12 protein-coding genes are annotated in these 18,154 nt (G+C 64.9%); 4 read left to right on the plus strand and 8 right to left on the minus strand.

Annotation, left to right across the window (positions count from 1 at the left end; genetic code table 11):
• Nucleotides 1-108 precede the first annotated feature (108 nt).
• Nucleotides 109-312: a DUF1440 domain-containing protein gene (locus tag ACLHZ1_RS16815; RefSeq protein ID WP_427263005.1), complete on the plus strand. Its 204-nt coding sequence runs from the start codon at nt 109-111 to the stop codon at nt 310-312.
• A gap of 635 nt (nt 313-947) precedes the next feature.
• On the opposite strand, the gene ACLHZ1_RS16820 is transcribed toward ACLHZ1_RS16815, so the two are convergent.
• The gene (locus tag ACLHZ1_RS16820) at nt 948-1,151 is read right to left on the minus strand and encodes a hypothetical protein (protein WP_427263006.1); all 204 of its coding nucleotides are present in this window, start codon (nt 1,149-1,151) and stop codon (nt 948-950) included.
• Between the two features lie 186 nt (nt 1,152-1,337).
• Here ACLHZ1_RS16820 and ACLHZ1_RS16825 point away from each other — a divergent pair, with 186 nt between their 5' ends.
• Nucleotides 1,338-2,210 (plus strand): PhzF family phenazine biosynthesis protein, encoded by an 873-nt coding sequence (locus tag ACLHZ1_RS16825; RefSeq protein ID WP_427263007.1) that lies wholly within the window; start codon nt 1,338-1,340, stop codon nt 2,208-2,210.
• A gap of 32 nt (nt 2,211-2,242) precedes the next feature.
• Nucleotides 2,243-3,244, plus strand: coding sequence for a Wadjet anti-phage system protein JetD domain-containing protein (locus ACLHZ1_RS16830; RefSeq protein ID WP_427263008.1), 1,002 nt, complete (start codon nt 2,243-2,245; stop codon nt 3,242-3,244).
• A 238-nt stretch (nt 3,245-3,482) separates the two neighbouring features.
• On the opposite strand, the gene ACLHZ1_RS16835 is transcribed toward ACLHZ1_RS16830, so the two are convergent.
• Together ACLHZ1_RS16835 and ACLHZ1_RS16840 are read right to left on the minus strand one after the other, a co-directional pair.
• Nucleotides 3,483-3,665 (minus strand): hypothetical protein, encoded by a 183-nt coding sequence (locus ACLHZ1_RS16835; protein ID WP_408793137.1) that lies wholly within the window; start codon nt 3,663-3,665, stop codon nt 3,483-3,485.
• A 253-nt stretch (nt 3,666-3,918) separates the two neighbouring features.
• Nucleotides 3,919-4,497: a PhnA domain-containing protein gene (locus ACLHZ1_RS16840; protein WP_427263009.1), complete on the minus strand. Its 579-nt coding sequence runs from the start codon at nt 4,495-4,497 to the stop codon at nt 3,919-3,921.
• Nucleotides 4,498-5,249: 752 nt separating this feature from the next.
• Here ACLHZ1_RS16840 and ACLHZ1_RS16845 point away from each other — a divergent pair.
• Entirely contained in the window at nt 5,250-8,468 is a 3,219-nt protein-coding gene (locus tag ACLHZ1_RS16845) for an ExeM/NucH family extracellular endonuclease (RefSeq protein WP_427263010.1), read from the plus strand.
• Between the two features lie 149 nt (nt 8,469-8,617).
• Here ACLHZ1_RS16845 and ACLHZ1_RS16850 read toward each other — a convergent pair whose 3' ends face one another.
• From ACLHZ1_RS16850 to ACLHZ1_RS16870, 5 genes are all read right to left on the minus strand, one after another.
• Nucleotides 8,618-9,616, minus strand: a complete 999-nt coding sequence (locus ACLHZ1_RS16850; protein ID WP_427263011.1) for a lipid A deacylase LpxR family protein — start codon at nt 9,614-9,616, stop codon at nt 8,618-8,620.
• Nucleotides 9,616-12,720: an efflux RND transporter permease subunit gene (locus ACLHZ1_RS16855; protein WP_427263012.1), complete on the minus strand. Its 3,105-nt coding sequence runs from the start codon at nt 12,718-12,720 to the stop codon at nt 9,616-9,618. The genes ACLHZ1_RS16850 and ACLHZ1_RS16855 overlap by 1 nt, the downstream gene beginning before the upstream one ends.
• Nucleotides 12,717-13,829 (minus strand): efflux RND transporter periplasmic adaptor subunit, encoded by a 1,113-nt coding sequence (locus ACLHZ1_RS16860; RefSeq protein WP_427263013.1) that lies wholly within the window; start codon nt 13,827-13,829, stop codon nt 12,717-12,719. The genes ACLHZ1_RS16855 and ACLHZ1_RS16860 overlap by 4 nt, the downstream gene beginning before the upstream one ends.
• A 521-nt stretch (nt 13,830-14,350) precedes the next feature.
• Complete coding sequence (locus ACLHZ1_RS16865) at nt 14,351-17,278, minus strand: AAA family ATPase (RefSeq protein WP_427263014.1); 2,928 nt, start codon at nt 17,276-17,278, stop codon at nt 14,351-14,353.
• Nucleotides 17,279-17,551: 273 nt separating this feature from the next.
• The gene (locus tag ACLHZ1_RS16870) at nt 17,552-18,091 is read right to left on the minus strand and encodes a glycine zipper 2TM domain-containing protein (protein WP_111910563.1); all 540 of its coding nucleotides are present in this window, start codon (nt 18,089-18,091) and stop codon (nt 17,552-17,554) included.
• Nucleotides 18,092-18,154 lie beyond the last annotated feature (63 nt).

Genomic DNA, 18,154 nt, shown 5'->3' on the forward strand with positions numbered 1-18,154 from the left:
CTAAAATGAAAGAAACCAATGCGGTCTTGTTGATGGATAAATTTATCTACTACCTGAAGCAACACCGCTTATATACCCGCACACTTGGAATTATTTGAGTCTCTAAAAATGAGGGGATCTCTGAGGATCTACACCTTTGCCGGGCATGCCTTCAACTGGGTGGGTGTGACGCACATCGTTTTCTCGATTGTGTTTGCGGTAGGTTACTGTGTGGTGGCTGAACAGTTTCCGAAAATCAAGCTGTGGCAAGGTCTGTTGGCCGGGGCCTTGGCTCAACTCTTTGTCCACATGATCTCGTTCCCGCTTAAATAATCCTTCCCGGTCTCCTGCACAGGGCAGGAAACCATAGGGATATCTGCACAGGACCCGAGGGGCCGCTTATTATGCGCGGCCGTCAGGGTCCTGTTTAATGTGTGTGGTCAGGCTGACCATCACATTAAACAGTGTTCAAGACTGACGGTTTTTTGAGGCCTCTCAGGCGCGGCTCACATCATGGATCGGGTATGATTGCCCATCAAGGATCCGGATAGATGAGAGCAAGTCTGCCCTGTCGGTATTGATCATCAATCTGACCTTGCAAGACCCAGGCTGACCATAGATGTTATTGGAACATACCGTATTTTCAGGTTGTTCCTTTTAGCCAATGCTGTGGCGACCTGTCTCCACTCCTGCCTTATTCCCCCCTCTATCCTGTGCGTCGCGGTTCCTGTCATACCGGTCGGTTACTTGCCCCGCCATCTCATCTGGCAGGCAGCAAGGCCGCGCCATGGTCCGTCCGCTTCTCGCACCAGCCAATCATCCGGATGTCACATCGCGCCTTATTTTACGCTTGGCTCTGACGGGGGCTGGGCTGGATAAGCGTGCGTGGTTCTCCTGTCGTCATGGTGAACCGGTTGGCGAGTCGTCATCAGGGAGGGCGTCGTCGCGCGCTCTGGGAAGCGTAGCGATTAGCTCTGGGGGACTCTCATTCCCTTGTCGAGGTAGAGGCTGCTGTAGTGGGCGCGATGGGTGACGAACATCACCTGGTGGCGACTGCCGTCGGAGAGGATGACGAAATCCCCGGCCTGGGCCGGACTTTGCAGGCTGATCTCCTGCTCGGGGGCGGTCAGCTTGTCGACCTCCTCCCGAAAGTTGAGGGTGTAAGAATACATAGGGCGCTCCACTGCAGGACCGTATACAGACACGCACCACAAGGCTAGCCGCCATCCCCCGGATCCGCGGCGCCCAAGCGGCACCTGTGCGCCATTTAATTTAACGGGTAAGCTGGGTCCGTTCAGCCGATGGGCGCAGGCCCGGTATCAGGACGTCCACTTTATTTGCATGCAAGGAGCTCTCACATGGCAATCATCCCCGAGTTGGTGCGCATCGCCGCCTTTTCCGATGGCAGGCAAGGGGGCAACCCCGCCGGTGTCTGGATAGGGCCCGCCTTGCCAGAGGCGGCCGAGATGCAGCGGATCGCCGCCGAGGTCGGATTCTCGGAAACCGCCTTCGCCGCGCCGCTGCACAGCGAGGCGCAAGACGCAGAGGGGCGGCAATGGCGGGTACGTTACTTCTCCCCCGAGGCGGAAGTGCCGTTTTGCGGCCATGCCACCATCGCCCTCGGGGTGGCGTTGGCGCGCCGCTTCGGGGCAGGGGAGTATGAATTGAGCCTCAGTCAGACCCAGATCCGGGTCTCGGGCTGGCAGGATGAGACCGGGCAGTGGCAGGCGGCGCTGCAATCCCCGCCGACCCGCAGCAAACCGGCCCCCGCCAGCCTGGTGGCCGAGGCGCTGGCGCTGTTTGGCTACAACGCGGCCAGCCTGGATCCCCGCATCCCCCCAGCCCTCATTCATGGCGGCGCCGATCATTTGGTGCTGGCCCTGCACAGCCGGGCCGCGCTCTCGGCCATGGCATACGAGCTGGTCGAGGGGCGCACCCTGATGCGCCGCGAGGGCCTGGTGACCATTCTGCTGGTGCATGTGGCCGGGGAGAGGCTGTTCCATACCCGCAACGCCTTCGCCTACGGCGGCGTCTATGAGGACTCAGCCACCGGCGCCGCCACCGCGGCCTTCGCCGGCTATCTGCGCGATCTGCACTGGCCCCACGGCGGCGCCATCGACATAGTGCAGGGGGAAGACATGGGCATGCCGTCGCGGCTGCGCGCCGAGATCCCGGCGCAATCCGGCAGCTCAATCCGGGTGTCCGGTGGGGCGCGGCTGATGCCGGCCTGAGGGGAAACGTCGCCCGCAAGGAGAGGTGCACCATGACACTGTTTGAACGGGCCGAGATCCGCGCCCTGAGCGAGCGACTGCTGGGGTTGGCTGAGGGGCAGGGGATCCCGCTCACCAGCCGTGCAGGCCGGGAGTTGGATGAGTTTTTGACGGATATCGGCGGTGTGCGGCCGGTCGGACGAGGCGCCAACCGCCAGCTGACCGAACGTGGCCGTGATTTTCTGACGACTCGGCTGCGGGAGACTCACACCGAGGGCTGGTCGGGTGAAACCGTGCTGGCGTCCCTGGGAGGCCATCTGCCCAGCGCCATCAATGGCGCCACCCTGAGTGGCCTCTGGCTGCGGGACTGCAAGGCGGCCTTGTCCCAGGCACACCTGACCAGAGCCGATGAGCTGGGGATCCGGGTGTGGGGGGATGAGCTGATCCGGCTGCGCTGTGAGGGAGCCCTCTCCCTGCGATGGCAGAATGGCCGCCGTTACTGCGGGGATGAGAGCATGACGATGCTGGGGGAGCTGGCCTTGCCGGAGCGAAGCTTGGCCGGGTTGCAGGAGATCGAGTGGCAAGGGGCGCAGATAGTGACGGTGGAAAACAAGGGGGCGTTCGTGGATCTCCCCTTGCTGCCGGGAATGTTGCTTATCTACGTGCCCGGGCGTAACACCCGGTTGGCGAAGCAGGTGCTCCCAAGGCTGCCCTCTGCCGTACCTTGGGCCCATGCGGGGGACTTGGATCAGCGTGGCCTCGATATTGCCACTGAACTGGCCAGGGCCATCAGCCGTCCTCCAGCCCTTTGGTTGCCCACCCAGGTGACGGACTATGTTCGTCACTATGGCAAGCCTCTGACGCGCCGACTGCCGGGGGAGCAGGGCGGCAGAGGAAAGATCCCCTGGCGCCATAACCCGGTGGCATCTTGGCCCGACGCTAGGCTGGCCGAGGTGTTCGCCCACCTGGCCGTCGACAAGCTGTGGGTTGAACAAGAGGTGATGGTGACGGCCGGGGCTTGGCAGTCATGGCCGCTCGATGAGATGCCGGCATGAGAGCAAAATAAAAAACCGCCTTCAGGGGAAGGCGGTTTGTATCAGGCAGACAAGCGGTTATTTCAGGGCTTTCTTCAACTTCTTGATCTTGCCCTCGTGCTTGGCGATCTTCGCCTGGCGGGATTCAATCTTCTTCTTGATCTCTTTCTTGGATACCTTGGCCATGTGTTGCTCTTCCTGTTTTGGGGGGCTGGGCCCCTGGATTGTCTCTCCATCGACGACTGACTGATGGCAAGGGTTACTTATCGTCCTGCTGTGAGCGAAGGTACTGGCGAATGAAGCGGCGGATCTCTCGGGAGGCCGTGCTGTCTTGCTGCTCACACAGGTCGATAAACTGGTCCCGCTCCTCGCTCGAGAGGCGGATGATCAACTGGGCGTCCTTCTTGGGCTTGCTGGCCCGTTTGCGTGGCACCGGTTCCATCGGGTTTCTCGCGTATCGCCAACGTATATACACTGTAGTGCAATTTGCTCGAAACGCAAGCAGAGAAACTGCCCGGGATCCCCAAAGAGGGATCCCGGGCAGGTAATGGGCTGGCGCCATGGCGGCGGACAAGAGGGGGGGGAGCTATGGTCGCGGGCGCAGCCGAGGTGGCCATGGCTGGGGCGCCTGACCATAAACGGGAGGCGCCCCATGAAAAAAGCGCCCCGTGGGGCGCTTGATATGGCGAAGGCTATCAGGCTTTTTTCAGGTAGGCGGCGACCAGCACGATTTGCACGCCGTTGACCTTGCCCTCGATATGGAGCGGGTTGTTGGTCAGGCGAATGCCCTTGACCAGGGTGCCACGCTTGGCGGTGAAGCCGCCCCCCTTGACCTCGAGATCCTTGATCAGGGTGACGGAGTCCCCCTCCACCAGCACGGCGCCGTTGGAGTCTACGGTGGGCACGCTGTCGTCATCCTCGCTGGCGCTGCCCGCCTCGGCCCACGCCTTGGTCTCTTCTTCCATGTACATCATGTCGAGCAAGTCCTGGGCCCAGACCTCTCCCTGACCGACCAGGGATTTCAGCTGGCGCCAGGCCAGCACCTGCACCGCAGGCACCTGGCTCCACATGCTGTCACCCAGGCAGCGCCAGTGGTTGACGACCATGGTCTGCGGCTGTTCCAGCTGGCCGCGGCAGGTGTCACACAGGGCGGCGCTGTGGTCATCATCCTGGGATGCGGAGTGGGGAACCGGGTAGGCAGTCAGGGGCTGCTGGGCGCCGCACAGTTCACATTTGGCGTCTGCACGCGCCAGCAAGATGGCATTGATGGTCATAGCAAGGGTCCGGATTGTAGCAGGCCAGCGGGCCTGGCTGAGGATTCGAGGGGGCGGCCCATGGGCCGCCCGCCATAACAGGGGCGAGAATATAGCACAAAGTCCCTGCTGTTGTCAGGGTGAAACGAGGGGATGGGCGGCCCCCTATAGGGGGGAGATAAATGAAAAAATAAATGCAGAGGCACTGCGAGCTGGCCGCTGCTGAGTGTGAGTCCGCTCTCTTGCTTATTTTCTGCCCGGCTTCTCGGACGAGCAAAAAATAACGCAGCGGGCCCGGTCCTGCCGCGACCATATATATCGGGCCGCCCAGCCTTGGCCCGGGTCTCATTGGCTTGCGTCAGCTTCTGACCCTATTTCCGGGACTGGCTTTGGACCCAGAATAGGGCGAGGAAAGCGGCGACCACCCGAGGTGGGTACGCCATAGCTGATGGCAACACATTGTTAATATGGGATATTTCATCCTTGCGCACACATAGGTGCCGCGTCGCCTGCCTGGGGGGGCGGGCACTGCGCATCGAGACGCCGCTTATTTCCCGTCCCGTTTTCACCCCCTTGGGATAATGCCTGTCACCGGCGCGCAACAAATGTCTGTAAATGTTAACCAGCTCGCGGCGCGAATGGAACCGAACTGGCACATTAGCGCGGTATTTGGCTCGGCCAACTACCTCATGAAAAGCCGTGCGTCATGAGAAAAGGTGCTGCCCGCCTGGCGGGTCATAAATAACATTGTTAATAACAAGGAATACTGGCTTATGTCTGGACGACATTCACTGATAGCGGCGGCCGTTGGCCTGGCCCTGTCAGGGCAAACCCATGCCCAATTGCTCATCACCGAGTACCTGGAAGGATCCGGCAACAACAAGGCGGTGGAGCTGAGCAACCTGGGCACCACGGCGCTGAACCTCGCCGACTACCGACTCGCCCTCTATGCCAATGGCCGCACCCTGGCCCAGGGCCCCACCAACAGCCTGGCGCTGCAAGGCCAGCTCGCCCCGGGCGCCAGCCTGGTGCTGGCCCATCCCAGCGCCAGCGCCGACATTCTCGCCAAGGCCAATCAGACCAGTGGCAACCTCACCTTCAACGGTGACGACGGCCTGGTGCTCTACCGTGGCGATGAGGTGGCAGACAGTCTGGGCCAGATCGGGGTGGATCCCGGCGCGGCCTGGCAGTCGGGGTCGGTCAGCACCCTGGACATGACGCTGCGGCGCAAGGCCACGGTCAACCAGGGCCGTGTGGATGCCGGCTCCCCCTTCGATCCGGCGCTCGAATACCTGGCTGCCCCGAAAGATGATGCCAGCGGCCTTGGCTGCAACGGCGAGGCCCCCTGCGATGGCACGCCGCCCAGCGCCTTCGTCTGTCCGGTCGATGCCCTGATCCCCATCCCGGCCATCCAGGGGGATGGCGCCAGCAGCCCGCTGGTGCCGGCCGGCAAGTTTGAATCCGAGCAGGCCTATGCCACCCGCGGCATGGTGACCCAGGTGGTCTCCGGCCTCTACAAGGGCTTCTTCATTCAGGACGCGCAGGGGGACGGGGATCCGGCCAGCTCCGACGGCCTCTTCGTCCACAGCACCCAGGCCAACGGCGCCATCGTGCCGGGGGCCGAGGTGTGCGTCTCGGGCAAGGTGAAGGAGTACTTCAACCAGACCCAGCTCAGTGCCGATCAGCTGGTGGTGACCCAGCCGGTGGGGGCCTTGCTGCCGGCGGTGGATCTGGTGCCTGTGGGAGGCGAGAGCCTGAGTCAGCTGCTGGAGCGCCACGAGGGGATGCGGGTGCGGCTGGTGCCGGGATCCAGCCTGGTGGTGACCCGCAACTTCAGCTTCGACTACGACGGCAAGCGCAACAACCTGGTGCTGGCCTATGGCGCGCCCCTCATCAAGTCGACCCAGAAGTTTGCCGCCCTGAGCCAGGAGGCGAGCGACTGGGCCCTGCGCAACCAGCAAAACCAGCTGGTGGTGGAGACCGACGCCAAGGCGCCGGACGGCGTGCTGCCCTGGTATCCCGGCTTCAACGCCGAGGATGGCTACCTGCGTATCGGCGACAAGCTCAACGGTCTGGAGGGGGCCCTCGGCTACTCCTACAACCTGTTCCGGCTGGTGGCGGACAACCGCATCGACGCAAGCCAGATTGATCACGGCGGCTGGGACAGGGTGCAGACCCCGGAACTCGCCGAGGCGGGGGATCTGCGGGTCGCCAGTTTCAACGTGCTCAACTTCTTCACCACTGTGGTGGGCGGCGATGCCAACCCCACCGGCAGCAACAGAGGCGCCCTGACGGTGCCTGAGTTCGAGCTGCAGCGCACCAAGATCGTCAGCGCCATCACCCGCCTCAACGCCGACGTGGTGGGGCTGATGGAGATAGAGAACAACGGCTACGGCGACAACTCCGCCATCGCCAATCTGGTGGCGGCCTTGAACGCCGCCCAGCCGGACGAGGCGGATCACTACGCCTGGGTGGCTTCCCCCGATGGCCAGCCCATCGGCACCGACGCCATCACGGTGGGGCTCATCTACCGGCCCGCCCGGATCGCCCTTGAGGGGGCGGCCGAGCTGGTGCCGCTCCCCTTGCAAATCGCCCAGACCCAAGATGGCGCGGGCAAGCCGGTGAGCATTCGCCAGGGGATGCGCGAGTCGCTGCTGCAACGCTTCCGCTCGGCCGAGGGGGATACGCCCCTGACCCTGGTGGTCAACCACTTCAAGTCCAAGGGATCCGCCTGCTTCGAGGATTATCCCGACTACGCCAGCGCCGATCCCCTGGATGGTCAGGGCCACTGCAACGCCCTGCGGGTCTCCGCCGCCAAGGTGTTGGGGCAGCGGCTGGCCGGCGAGCAGGGGGATGTGCTCATCATCGGCGATCTGAACGCCTACGGCATGGAGGATCCCATCCGGGTGCTGACCGACTATGATCCGGCCGCCCAGGCGCGCCAGATCCTGAGCGCCTCCTTCACCACATTGGCGGGTCAGCCTTTCGAGGAGAGCGGCAGCGCCCTTGGCAAGGGCTATGGCTTTGTCAACCTCAACACCCGCTTCCACGGCACCGACAGCTACTCCTACAGCTATGAAGGGGAGCTCGGCAACCTGGATCATGCCCTGGCCAGTCCCGGCCTCGCGGCCAAGGTGATCGGCATCGAGGATTGGCACATCAACTCCGCCGAGAGCAACTTCTTCGAGTACGGCAAGAAGTACAGCGGCCAGCTGGCCAAATCCGAGGGGCCCTTCAGCGCCTCGGATCACGATCCCGTGCTGATTGCCATCGACTATCCCGAGCCCCCCGCCGGGGTGTTGAGCTTGGAGCGCGCCGCCGCCAGCGTGGAGGAGGGCAGCACCCTCACTCTCACCGTCAGCCGCCGCGATGGCAGCCATGGGGAGGCCAGCGTCGGCTACCGCATCGCCTACGGCAACGCCGATGCCAACGACGTGGCGCCGCTCGCAGGCACCCTGCACTGGGGCGCGGGGCAGAGCGAGAGTCAGACCATCAGCATCCCGGTGCAGAGCGACGCCCTGCAAGAGGGGGATGAGACCTTGACCCTTGAGCTGTTCGATGCCAGCGGCGCGACCCTGGGGGAGCTGAGCCAGACCCTGATCACCATCAAGGACAAGGCGAGCCCGGCCCTCATCGCCATGGCAACCCCGACGATGGGGGTGGGTGAAGGGGCATGGTTTGCCGAGATCCCCTTGGTGCGCAGCGGCGATCTCAGCAAACCCGCCCGTGCCACCTTGGGCCTTGAGGGGATCACGGCGCGCTGGGGGCTGGATTTCCTGCCCTGGTTCGGCCAGTCGGTGAGCTGGGCCGCGGGCGAGGGGGGCAGCAAGTCCATCAAGGTGCTGATCCTGGACGACTGGTTCGTGGAGTCCACCGAGCAGTTCAGCGTCAACCTCGAGAAGCTGAAAGGGGCCCAGCCGGGGGCTGTGCAGCAGACCCGGGTCGACATAGCGGACAACGACAAGCCCTGGTGGCCCTTCGGTCGCCACTAACCCTGAGGGAGGGAAGGAAAACGGGAGCCATAGTGGCTCCCGTTTTTTATTGAAGGGTAGTGAAGCGATCCGCCGTCCTTTGCATCTGGCGCAAGGCCAGCCTCAGCCCGGATGATGGTTGCCGGCGAACCGGCCCATTGTGATGGTGATTACAGCACCCATGACAGACTCAGGGTGCCAAAGTCGGTCTGCTCTCGCTGGGTGTCGAAGGTTTCGCTGAAAAAGGTGTGGGCGAACCCCAGAGTCAACTTGCCCCGCCGCAAACAGAATCCGAAGGATCCCATGGCGATGACGGGCTCGGAATCGACGGAGTGACTGGTGCGAAACAGGGTGCCATCGAGGGGCAGGTAGTGGACGACCCCGTAGGCGCCGGCGCCGCCAAAGAGCGAGACCGACCAGCGATCGCGCGGAGCTATCCCGACAGTGGAGGCGGCATTGAGCCCGGAGCGCAAGGCGGTGACCCCCAGGGCATCCACCAGATCCCAGCCTATCTCGCCATAGAGACCGACCCCGGCCCCGGTGAAATAGTTGCCGACCCCGGCGGTGGCCAGAGGCACCAGGCGCCACTCCAGCTCGGCGGCTGTGTGTCCGGCGGCGGCGAGGTGGGCCAGCGTGTAGTTGAGGTTGAGGATGGGTTCGTTCGGCAACTGGGTATCCCAGCCTCGGGGCTTGTCGGCCCCGATCAGGCGATGGAACTCCCGCTGGGTGTCGTCGGCCTGGGAGGCGGGCCCCACCATCCCCAGCCTGAGCTGCCAGGCGTGGCTCCAGTCCCACCTGCGAGCATAGAGGGTGCTGTCGACCACCAGCACCCCTGAGTAGGGTTGATCATCGGCATCGGGATGGGGCTCCCCGATGTCGTCCGGGGTGTTGATCTCCTGGGCCAGGGCCCAGGAGGCGTAAGTGGTATAGCCCTCATCGGCCACGAACGGCAGGAATGACCAGAGCCGGGTCCATTGGCCGAGTGCGCCTTGGTCATCGGGGTCTATGTCCCCCGATACCCAGGCGATCCCCACACCATTGGTGTAGTTGTTGTCAGATCCGGTGAAGGCGTCGTTCTCCACCGTGAGGGTCAGGCTACCGTCTGTGGCCTGGCTGGCGCCACTCAGCAGCAGAGCGGTCAACACCAGGGCAGTGCGTCCCTTGTTCACTATGCTCGCTCCTCTGCGATCCCGGCCTGGGCCTCGGGGGCCCGGGCGCTGTCGTGCCCGAGCGGGGCGATCCGGAACCAGGCCGCATAGAGGGAGGGCACGAAGAAGATGGTCAGCAGGGTGGCTATGGTCAGACCCCCCATGATGGCGATGGCCATGGGGCCCCAGAACACGCTATGGGTCAGGGGCACCATGGCAAGCACGGTGGCCGCCGCCGTCAGCATCACAGGGCGGGCCCGCATCACGGCCGCCTCGACCACGGCGCTCCAGGGATCCCGGCCACTGGCGGTCTCTATCTGGATCTGGTCGATCAGGATCACCGAGTTGCGCATGATCATCCCGCACAGGGCTATGATGCCGAGGATGGCGACAAAACCCAGGGGCGCCTGGAACAGCAGCAAGGCGGCCACGACCCCTATCAATCCCAGCGGTGCGGTCAACAACACCATGGTCATCAGGGAGAAGCTCTGCAACTGCAGCATCAGGATCAGCAAGATGGTGATCAGCATCACAGGGGCCACGGCAACCAGCGAATCGTTGGCCTTGTCGCTCTCCTCCACCGAGCCGCCCACGTCAATCCGGTAACCGGACGGCAAGTTCCCTTCGATCTCCTTGAGCATGGGCTGGATCGCCTTGGTCACAGAGACGCCCTGGGCGCCATCGACCACATCGGCCCGTACCGTGATCGCCATGTCGCGGTTACGTCGCCACAGCACCGGCTCTTCCAGCTCATGGCGCACGGTCGCAATCTGGGACAGGGACACCACTGTTCCCTGGGCCGTATAGAGGTTGATGTCCTTCAGGGTCTCGACGTCGAGCCGCTCCGAGGGAATGGTTCGGGCGACCACGTCGATCAACTCCTCGCCATCGCGCAGCTGGGTCAGGGTCGCACCCTGCATCAGGGACTGGGTCGCCATCGCCACCTCGGCGGGGGAGAGGCCCAGGGCGCGCGCCTTCTCCTGATCGAGCTGCACGCCCAGGGTACGCACCGGTTCGTTCCAGTCAAACTGGACGTCACGGGTTTGCGGATTGCGGGCCACCACCTGTTCCACCTGGCGGGCTATGGTGCGCACCACCTGGGTGTCGGGACCGACGATGCGGAACTGTACCGGGAAGCCGACCGGCGGGCCGAGTTCCAGGCGGGTGACGCGTATCCAGGTTTGGGGGAACTGTTCGTCGACCATGGCCATCAGGTGCGAACGCAGACGCTCGCGCACCTCCAGATCCTTGGTCATCACCACAAACTGGGCATAACCCGGATTGGGCAGCTCTGGGGTGAGTGAGAGCGAGAAGCGCGGTGCGCCTGCCCCTGTGTAGGCGGTGAAGAAGCGCACGTCGTCGTCCTTGGCCAGCACCTGCTCCATGCGCCGGACCTGTTCGCTGGTCGCGGCGAAGGAGGCGCCTTCCTTGACGCGCAGCTCGACGATCAGCTCAGGCCGCGTGCTGTCCGGAAAGAACTGCTGCGGCACCAGCTTCATGCCCAGCACGGCCAGCACCAGGGCCCCGAAGGTGACGCCGATGACCAGCCAGCGGCGCGCGATGGCCGCCTCTATCCAGCCACGCAGCCGTCGGTAACCCTTGGTGTCATAGGGATCGGCCCCTTCGTGGTGATGACCCAGATTGTCCGGCAGCATCTTGACGGCAAGATAGGGCGTGAACATCCCCGAGCAGATCCAGGAGAGCACCACGGCGGCGCCGACGATCCAGAAGATGCCGCCGGCGTACTCGCCCGTGGTGGACTGGGCAAAGCCCACCGGCATGAAGGCGGCGACGGTGATCAGGGCGCCGGACAGACGGGGCATGGCGGTCGCCTGATAGGAGTAGGAGGCGGCCTTGACCTTGTCCCAGCCCGCTTCCATCTTCACGATCATCATCTCGAGGGCGATGATGGCGTCGTCCACCAGCAGGCCCAGGGCGATGATGAGCGACCCCAGAGAGATCCGCTCCAGATTCCAGCCCATTCCCAGCATGACGATGGCGACCATGCCCAGCACCAGGGGGACCGACAGGGCGACCACCAGGCCCGGGCGCCAGCCCAGGCTCAGCAGGCTCACGATCACCACGATCACCAGGGCTTCCATCAGTGCGCGCTCGAAGTCCCAGACCGCCTCCTTGACAGTGGTGGGTTGGTCGGCGATCAGCTCAAGATCCAGGCCGTAGGGCAGTTCATTCTGGATCTTGGCGACGCTCGCCTCGAGCGCCTCGCCGAGCTGGACTATGTTGCCATCGTCGGTCATCACCACCCCCAGCATCAGCACCTGCTGGCCGTTGTGGCGGATGCTGTAGGACTGGGGATCCTCATAGCCCTGATGGACTGTGGTGAAGTCGCCGAGCTTGATCACCCGGCCACCGGCGGCAATGGGCAGGTTGCGAATGTCGTCGAGGTTACGGAACTGGCCGCTGACGCGCACATAGATACGGTCGGAGGCGGTATCGAGGGAGCCTGCCGGCAGGATGGCGTTCTGGCTCTTCAGGGCCGCCATGATCTGCGCTGGCTGGATGCCCAGCGCCGCCAGGCGTTCGTGGGAGAACTCGATGTAAATTTTTTCCGCCTGCTTGCCGAGCAGATCGATCTTGTTGACCATAGGCACCTTGAGCAGGCGGCGCTTGATGATCTCCGCCTGATCGGCGAGATCGGCGAGGCTGACCCCGTCGCCCTTGACGGCGTATATCAGGCCGTAGACGTCACCGAACTCGTCGTTGAAGATGGGCCCCACGACGCCGTCAGGCAGCTCGAGCTCGAGATCGGCGAGCTTCTTGCGCGCCTGGTACCAGGCCTCCTGCTGGTCCGCCTTGGGGGTCCCCCCCTTCACGCTGATCGTCATGCCGCCAAAGCCCTGACGGGAGAAGGTCACCACCTTTTCGAAGTGATCGAGCTGCTCGAACTTCTTCTCCATGCGGTTGAGCACTTCATCCTGGAGCTGCTGCGCCGTGGCGCCGGGCCAGGCCACCATGGCGGTCATGGACGGCACCGAGAAGTTGGGATCCTCCAACTGACCCAGCCTGCCAAAGCCCAGGGTGCCCGCCACCGTGATGAGGATGAGCAGGAACAGCACCACGGCGCGGTGGTTCAGCGCCCATTGAGTGAGATTGAAGGCGTTCATCGGGTCACTTCCTCACTGTCAATGCGGGACTCAGAGGTGGGCAGGGCGACTTGCAGGCCCGGGGCCATCTTCTGCACCCCGGCGGTGACGATGAGGACACCCTCGGCGGGGCCTGAGATCAGCACCTCATCGCTGCGATAGCCCTGGATGGCCACCTTGACCAGCTTGACGGTGCCTGTCCTCCCCTTGCCATCTTGCTGCACCGTCCATACCGCCGGTGTCCCCTGCTCCTGGGTGAGGGCAGTGGCGGGGAGGGTGGCGACCCGGGTGCCCTCATCGGTGTGCTCGGCGATCAGGGTGGCGGTCGCCCCCAGGGGCAACTGCCTCGGCTCGACCGGCTTGAGACGGGCGCGGTAGGTACGGGTCTGGGCCGAGGCCTGCGCCGACAGCTCGCGCAATTCGACGTCAAAGTAACGGTCAGGTTCGGTGGCCAGCGACGCCTTGTAGCGCGCCGCCTTGAACTCGGCCAACCGATTCTCCGGAATGTCGGCCACGACCTCGGGTTTGCCCTCGTTGGCGATGGTGATGACGGCTTGACCCGCCGCCACCACCTGGCCTGTCTCCATGCGCAGCGCCGTCACCACGCCACTGATGGGGGCACGCAGCAGGGTGTAATTGACCTGGTTGCGGGCCAGCTCGAATTGGCGAGCCTCGGCCTGTGCTGCCGCCCTGGCGGTGCGCAGGGTGCTGTGGGCCTGCTCCTCGTGGGAGGCGCTGACGGAGCCGTTCTTCTTGAGCGCCTTGAGGCGCAGCCAGTCGGCTTCGGCCTGCCAGGCGGCGGCCTTGGCCGCATCCAGGCGCTGGCGGGCGGCCTCCTCGGCGAGCAGGTAATCCGTATCATCGAGCACGGCGAGCACGTCGCCCTCGTTCACGACCTGGCCGACATCGACCTTGCGCTCCTGCACCTTGCCGCCAATGCGAAAGGCCTGTTCGACCTCATAGCGGGAGGCGACCGAGGCGAAATAGCGGTGGCTGTTGCGCAGGCTGTCGTAGTGCAGCGCCATGGTGTTCACCGGCCTCAAGGCACTCGTGGAGGGGGCCGGCTCTGAGCATGCGCAGAGCAGGGTGATGAGCGTGGCGGCGCTGGCCGCGGTGACGAAGCGTTTCACGACAATTCCTCGTTGGTTGGCAGAGATGGGGCATTTCGCCGGGAGGCGGGTGGACACGGGCTCGCACGCCGCCAGGCCGGAGCAAGGATGCGGCGCACCGCCTTCTCGTCGGGCATGACGCCGGGAGAGGAGGGGCTGGAGACAGGGTCACACTCGCGTCGTCCATGGTGCGAAACAGGATGCTCAGCCTAACAAGGCTCGCCCGGCCTGGGGTCAGGAAGCGGTCAGACTTTGGTCGGAAATGGGTCGGGCCCCTTTTCGTGGGCAGAGGGGCCAACGCTGGTTCATGACACGGGGGAGGCCGCCGGGGGAAGGCCCCTCAGGGCGGGGGGAGTGACAAGGCGCTATGAGGTTGGCTGGAAGAGGGCGTGCCCGGGGCTTCCCAGGGCTTGATGGCGCCGCTTGCCCCGGTGCCGGTCGGTGAACGTGGCTCGCAACCCCGGCAGTAAGATGATGGAGCATGGCGGGCTCCGGGGCTCAAAGTGGAGCTGGGGGGGGCGCGTTACGGGCGGCCCCCGGGATTATCTGGCGGTTGGCCCGCTTGCGAGAAGGTGGCTTGCCTGGGCGAGGAGGGGGGTCTCTCCCGCCTCGGCGAGCTGGGTTGTCAGGGCGGCGAGGGCATCCCACTCGGCCTGGGTCGGGGTCTGGTATGCGCACAGTGTGGTCAGCGCCAGCAAGGCCAGCCAGGGGGTGCCCTGGGCCTGGGCCTCCTCGAACGCCTGACGGGCCGAGGTGGCGGCGGCCAGGGTATCGCCGGCGGCCTGTGCTATGGCGCCCTGGATCAGCAGCAGTTGCGGCAGCACGATGCGCTCACCATGGCGCTGCACCAGGGCGAGGGCCTGATCCAGTACTTCCCGTGCCTGGTGCCACTCTCGTTGCAGCACCATGGCCTCGGCGAGGTAGCCCAGGGTCTCGCTGCCCCCGGATATCATCCCCAGCGCCCTGTTGTCCAGGTAGGCCTGCCGGATCTGGCGCGCCCCTTCGTGGGGCCTGCCCCACTGGGTGTCAGCCCACCCCTGGAACCAGCGACAGGGCGCCTGGCCCTGGGCGAGGGCAAACTCATCGACCAGGGTACGCATCTCGCCGGCCAGGGTCGCCACCCGCGCCACCTCGCCGCACCGGATCCCGCACAGGGCATCGAACCAGAGGGTGATCATCAGCGCCATCGGCTGGGCGATCTGGTGGGCGCGGGCATAGGCTTGTTGCAGGCGCCCCCGAGCCTGGGCAAACAGGCCGAGCTGGGCGAGGGGGAGGCTCAGCAAGGCCAGTACCGTCACCTGGGGATCGGCGATAAAGCCGATGAAGCTGTGCTCGGCCCCCGCCTGTGCCTGCTCGAGCAGCGGCAGGGCCTGCTCCAGGGTCTCCCTGGCCGCGCCATGGTGACCCTGCATCATGAGCGCCTGGCCCTGCACGGTACAGGCGGCCAGGATCAGCAGGGGATCCGCCTGGGCGGTGGCGAGGGTCCGCGCGCGCGCGGCGATGGCCAGGGCCTCCGGGTATTCGGCGCGCAGGGCATGGAGGAAACCCAGACCATGGAGCGCCAGGCCGGCCATGGGGTGAGCGGGCACCTCGGCCAGCCGGTCGGCGGCCCTTTGGTAGGCATGGCGGGCTTCTTCCCCGGCACCCAGGGTGTGGAAGGCGGCCGCGCCGCGCAGGGTGGCCAGGGTGATCTCCAGGGCGTGGCGCGACGGGCTCTCGGGGAGCTGCTCGATCAGGGTCAACCCTCGGGCGGTCAGGCTCATGCATTCGGCGGGACTGAGATGAAGCAGGGCAGCCTCGGCGGCCTCGGCATAATAGCCAAGGGCCTTGATGGGGGCGTGGCCGCGGTCGAAATGCATGGCCAGCTCGGCGGCGGTCACCTCCTGGCCTGCGGCCCGCAGCGCCTCCAGGATGCTCCCTGTCTTGCCGTGCAGCGCCCCGCGCAGGGGGGATGAGAGGCCATCATAGAGGCGCTGGCGAAACAGCTGATGGCGAAACTGGACGCAGCGGTGGGGCCCCTCGGTCGATGCCTCCGGGGCTGGCACCATCAACCAGAGTCGCTCCCGGATCAGCGCCTCGCACTGCTGCGCCATCTCCATCAGGCTGCACTCCAGCACCCGCGCCAGGGTGTCGACATGGACCCTCATGCCCAGCACGGCGGCGGCGGCGAGCAGCCGGCGCCGCGGCTCGGTGAGCCTGGCCACATGGTGATCGATCAGGGCACTGAGGCTCTCGGGCAGCGCCCGGCGAACCAGACGTGCGGGCTCGGTGTCGTCCCCATGGGCTGTCCGGCTCATCACCTCGGTGGCGAGGGCGGCGACGAACAGCGGGACGCCGCCGGTTCGCTCATGGAGGGCGAGGGCAAGCCCGGGGGCGCCGTTCATGGCCGGCATCCGCTCGCTCACATAGGTCGCCACCTCCTGCTCGCTGAAGGGGGCCAGGCCTATCTCCTCACCCAGGCCCTGCCCGCGCAGCGCCTGCCTGAGGGCATGGAGCGGATGGTCGGGGACAAGGGGCTCATCCGGCCGGACACTGCCCAGCCACATCAGGCGGCTGGGACTGGGGCGGCGGGCGAGGTAGTCGATGAGCTGCAGGGTCGAGGGATCGCCCCAGTGCAGATCTTCGGTGATCAGCAGCAGCGGTCGCTGTGCTGTGTAGCAGTCCAGAAACTCGCTCATCTCCCGCAACATGCGCTGGGGATGGGCGCCGACCAGCTCATGGAGCAGGGTCTCGCGCTGCGCCGGCGAGCAGAGCCAGGGCAGCTGCAGCAGCCAGGTCGGGGCCACGCTGCGCAGCAGCGAGACCGCCTCTTCATCGCGACGGCACAGCTCAGCGATGGCCTCCAGCACCGGCAGATAGGGCTCACCCGCCCCATGCAGTTGCACGCATTGCCCCCTTACCCAGAGGGCATCAGGGATCCCGGCGCAAAAGTGCGCGATCAGGGTCGACTTGCCGATCCCGGGTTCACCCGCGACCCAGACGATGGCACGCAAGCCTTGGGCCGCCCGCTGCCAGGTGTCTTGCAAGCGCGCCAGCGCCTGCTCTCGCCCGACGAAGATCCCTGAAGAGGACGTTCGTTGCGACATCGGCAGCGAAGTGGTGGCAGAGGTGAGGGGGGAAAGCCCCGCCTCCTGAGGGCGCAGCGGGCAGATGAAGCGATAACCGCGGCGGGAGACTGTCTCTATGAAGCTCGGCTGGCGGGGATCGTCTCCCAGCAGGGTGCGGATATCGCTGATGGCTCCCTTGAGGACGGAGGCGCTCACGAAACGATGGCCCCACACCCGATCGAGCAGCTCATCCTTGGTCAGCAGCACGCCAGGCTCGCGGATCAGGGTACACAGCAGGCAAAATGGGATGGGGGAGAGGGGAACGGCGTGGCCATGGTGCAGCAGCCGTGCATTTCGTTCATCCAGTTCGAAGTCGCCAAAGCGGACATGCAATTGAGGCGATGTACTTGATATCTTTGACATATTCAAACCGTTATAGCACAGGCTGGCAATCGGAAACATCTTAGTCAGCCCACTGTGGTGGTCAAGAGAAAACGCAAGCAGGCTGAGTATAGGGGGAAAAGGGCGGCTCAACCGGGGGAAAGGGGATCTTATGAGGCCTATTTGATTGAATTATAGGGGGTTTTCCACATGGATCTTCCCATGGGCGGCAGCCCGGGTCCCCCTGCTGCGCCATGAAAAAGGCCCACCGCGTCGGGTGGGCCTTCTCCATGGCAGGGCGCTCCTAACGGGGCATCAACCCTGCGCGTTGCTCAGTACCAGCTTGCCATCCTTGACCGGAATGGTGGTGCCGGGTTTTTGTTCCATTCGCACTACCCCTTCCTGACCGGCGAGGCGGTAGGTGACGTCATAGCCCAGGGTGCGGGTGCTGCTGTCCTGCACCGTCTTGCAGCGCTGCTCCGTGGTGGTGTAGGTGTCCCCCGCCTGCATGTTGCCCTGCACCTGGTTGCCGGCATAGCCACCGGCGGCGGCCCCGGCGACGGTGGCGACCTTCTTGCCGCTGCCGCCACCGAACTGGTGGCCCACCACGCCCCCGAGGGCCGCACCGACCACTGTGCCCAGGATCTTGTGTTCATCCTGCACCGGCTTGCGGTGGGTGACGGTGACGTTGCGGCACTCCTGGCGCGGCGTCTTGATGGTCTCGGTCACCGGTTTGCTGGCCAGCACCTCGGCAAACTGGGGCTCTGATGAAAACAGGGATCCGCTGGCGGCGGCCGACAATGCCAGTGCAGAGGCCACACCGATCCCGATACCTGCCAACATGGATGTGTTCATCTCTTCTCTCCTTACAGTGATTGCCCTTGGGGCCTGGGCTCATTCTTGGCAATTTTGCCCCCG

Origin of the sequence: Aeromonas sobria (assembly GCF_050266975.1) — a bacterium.
In the GTDB taxonomy this organism is placed as follows: Bacteria; Pseudomonadota; Gammaproteobacteria; order Enterobacterales; family Aeromonadaceae; genus Aeromonas; species Aeromonas sobria_B.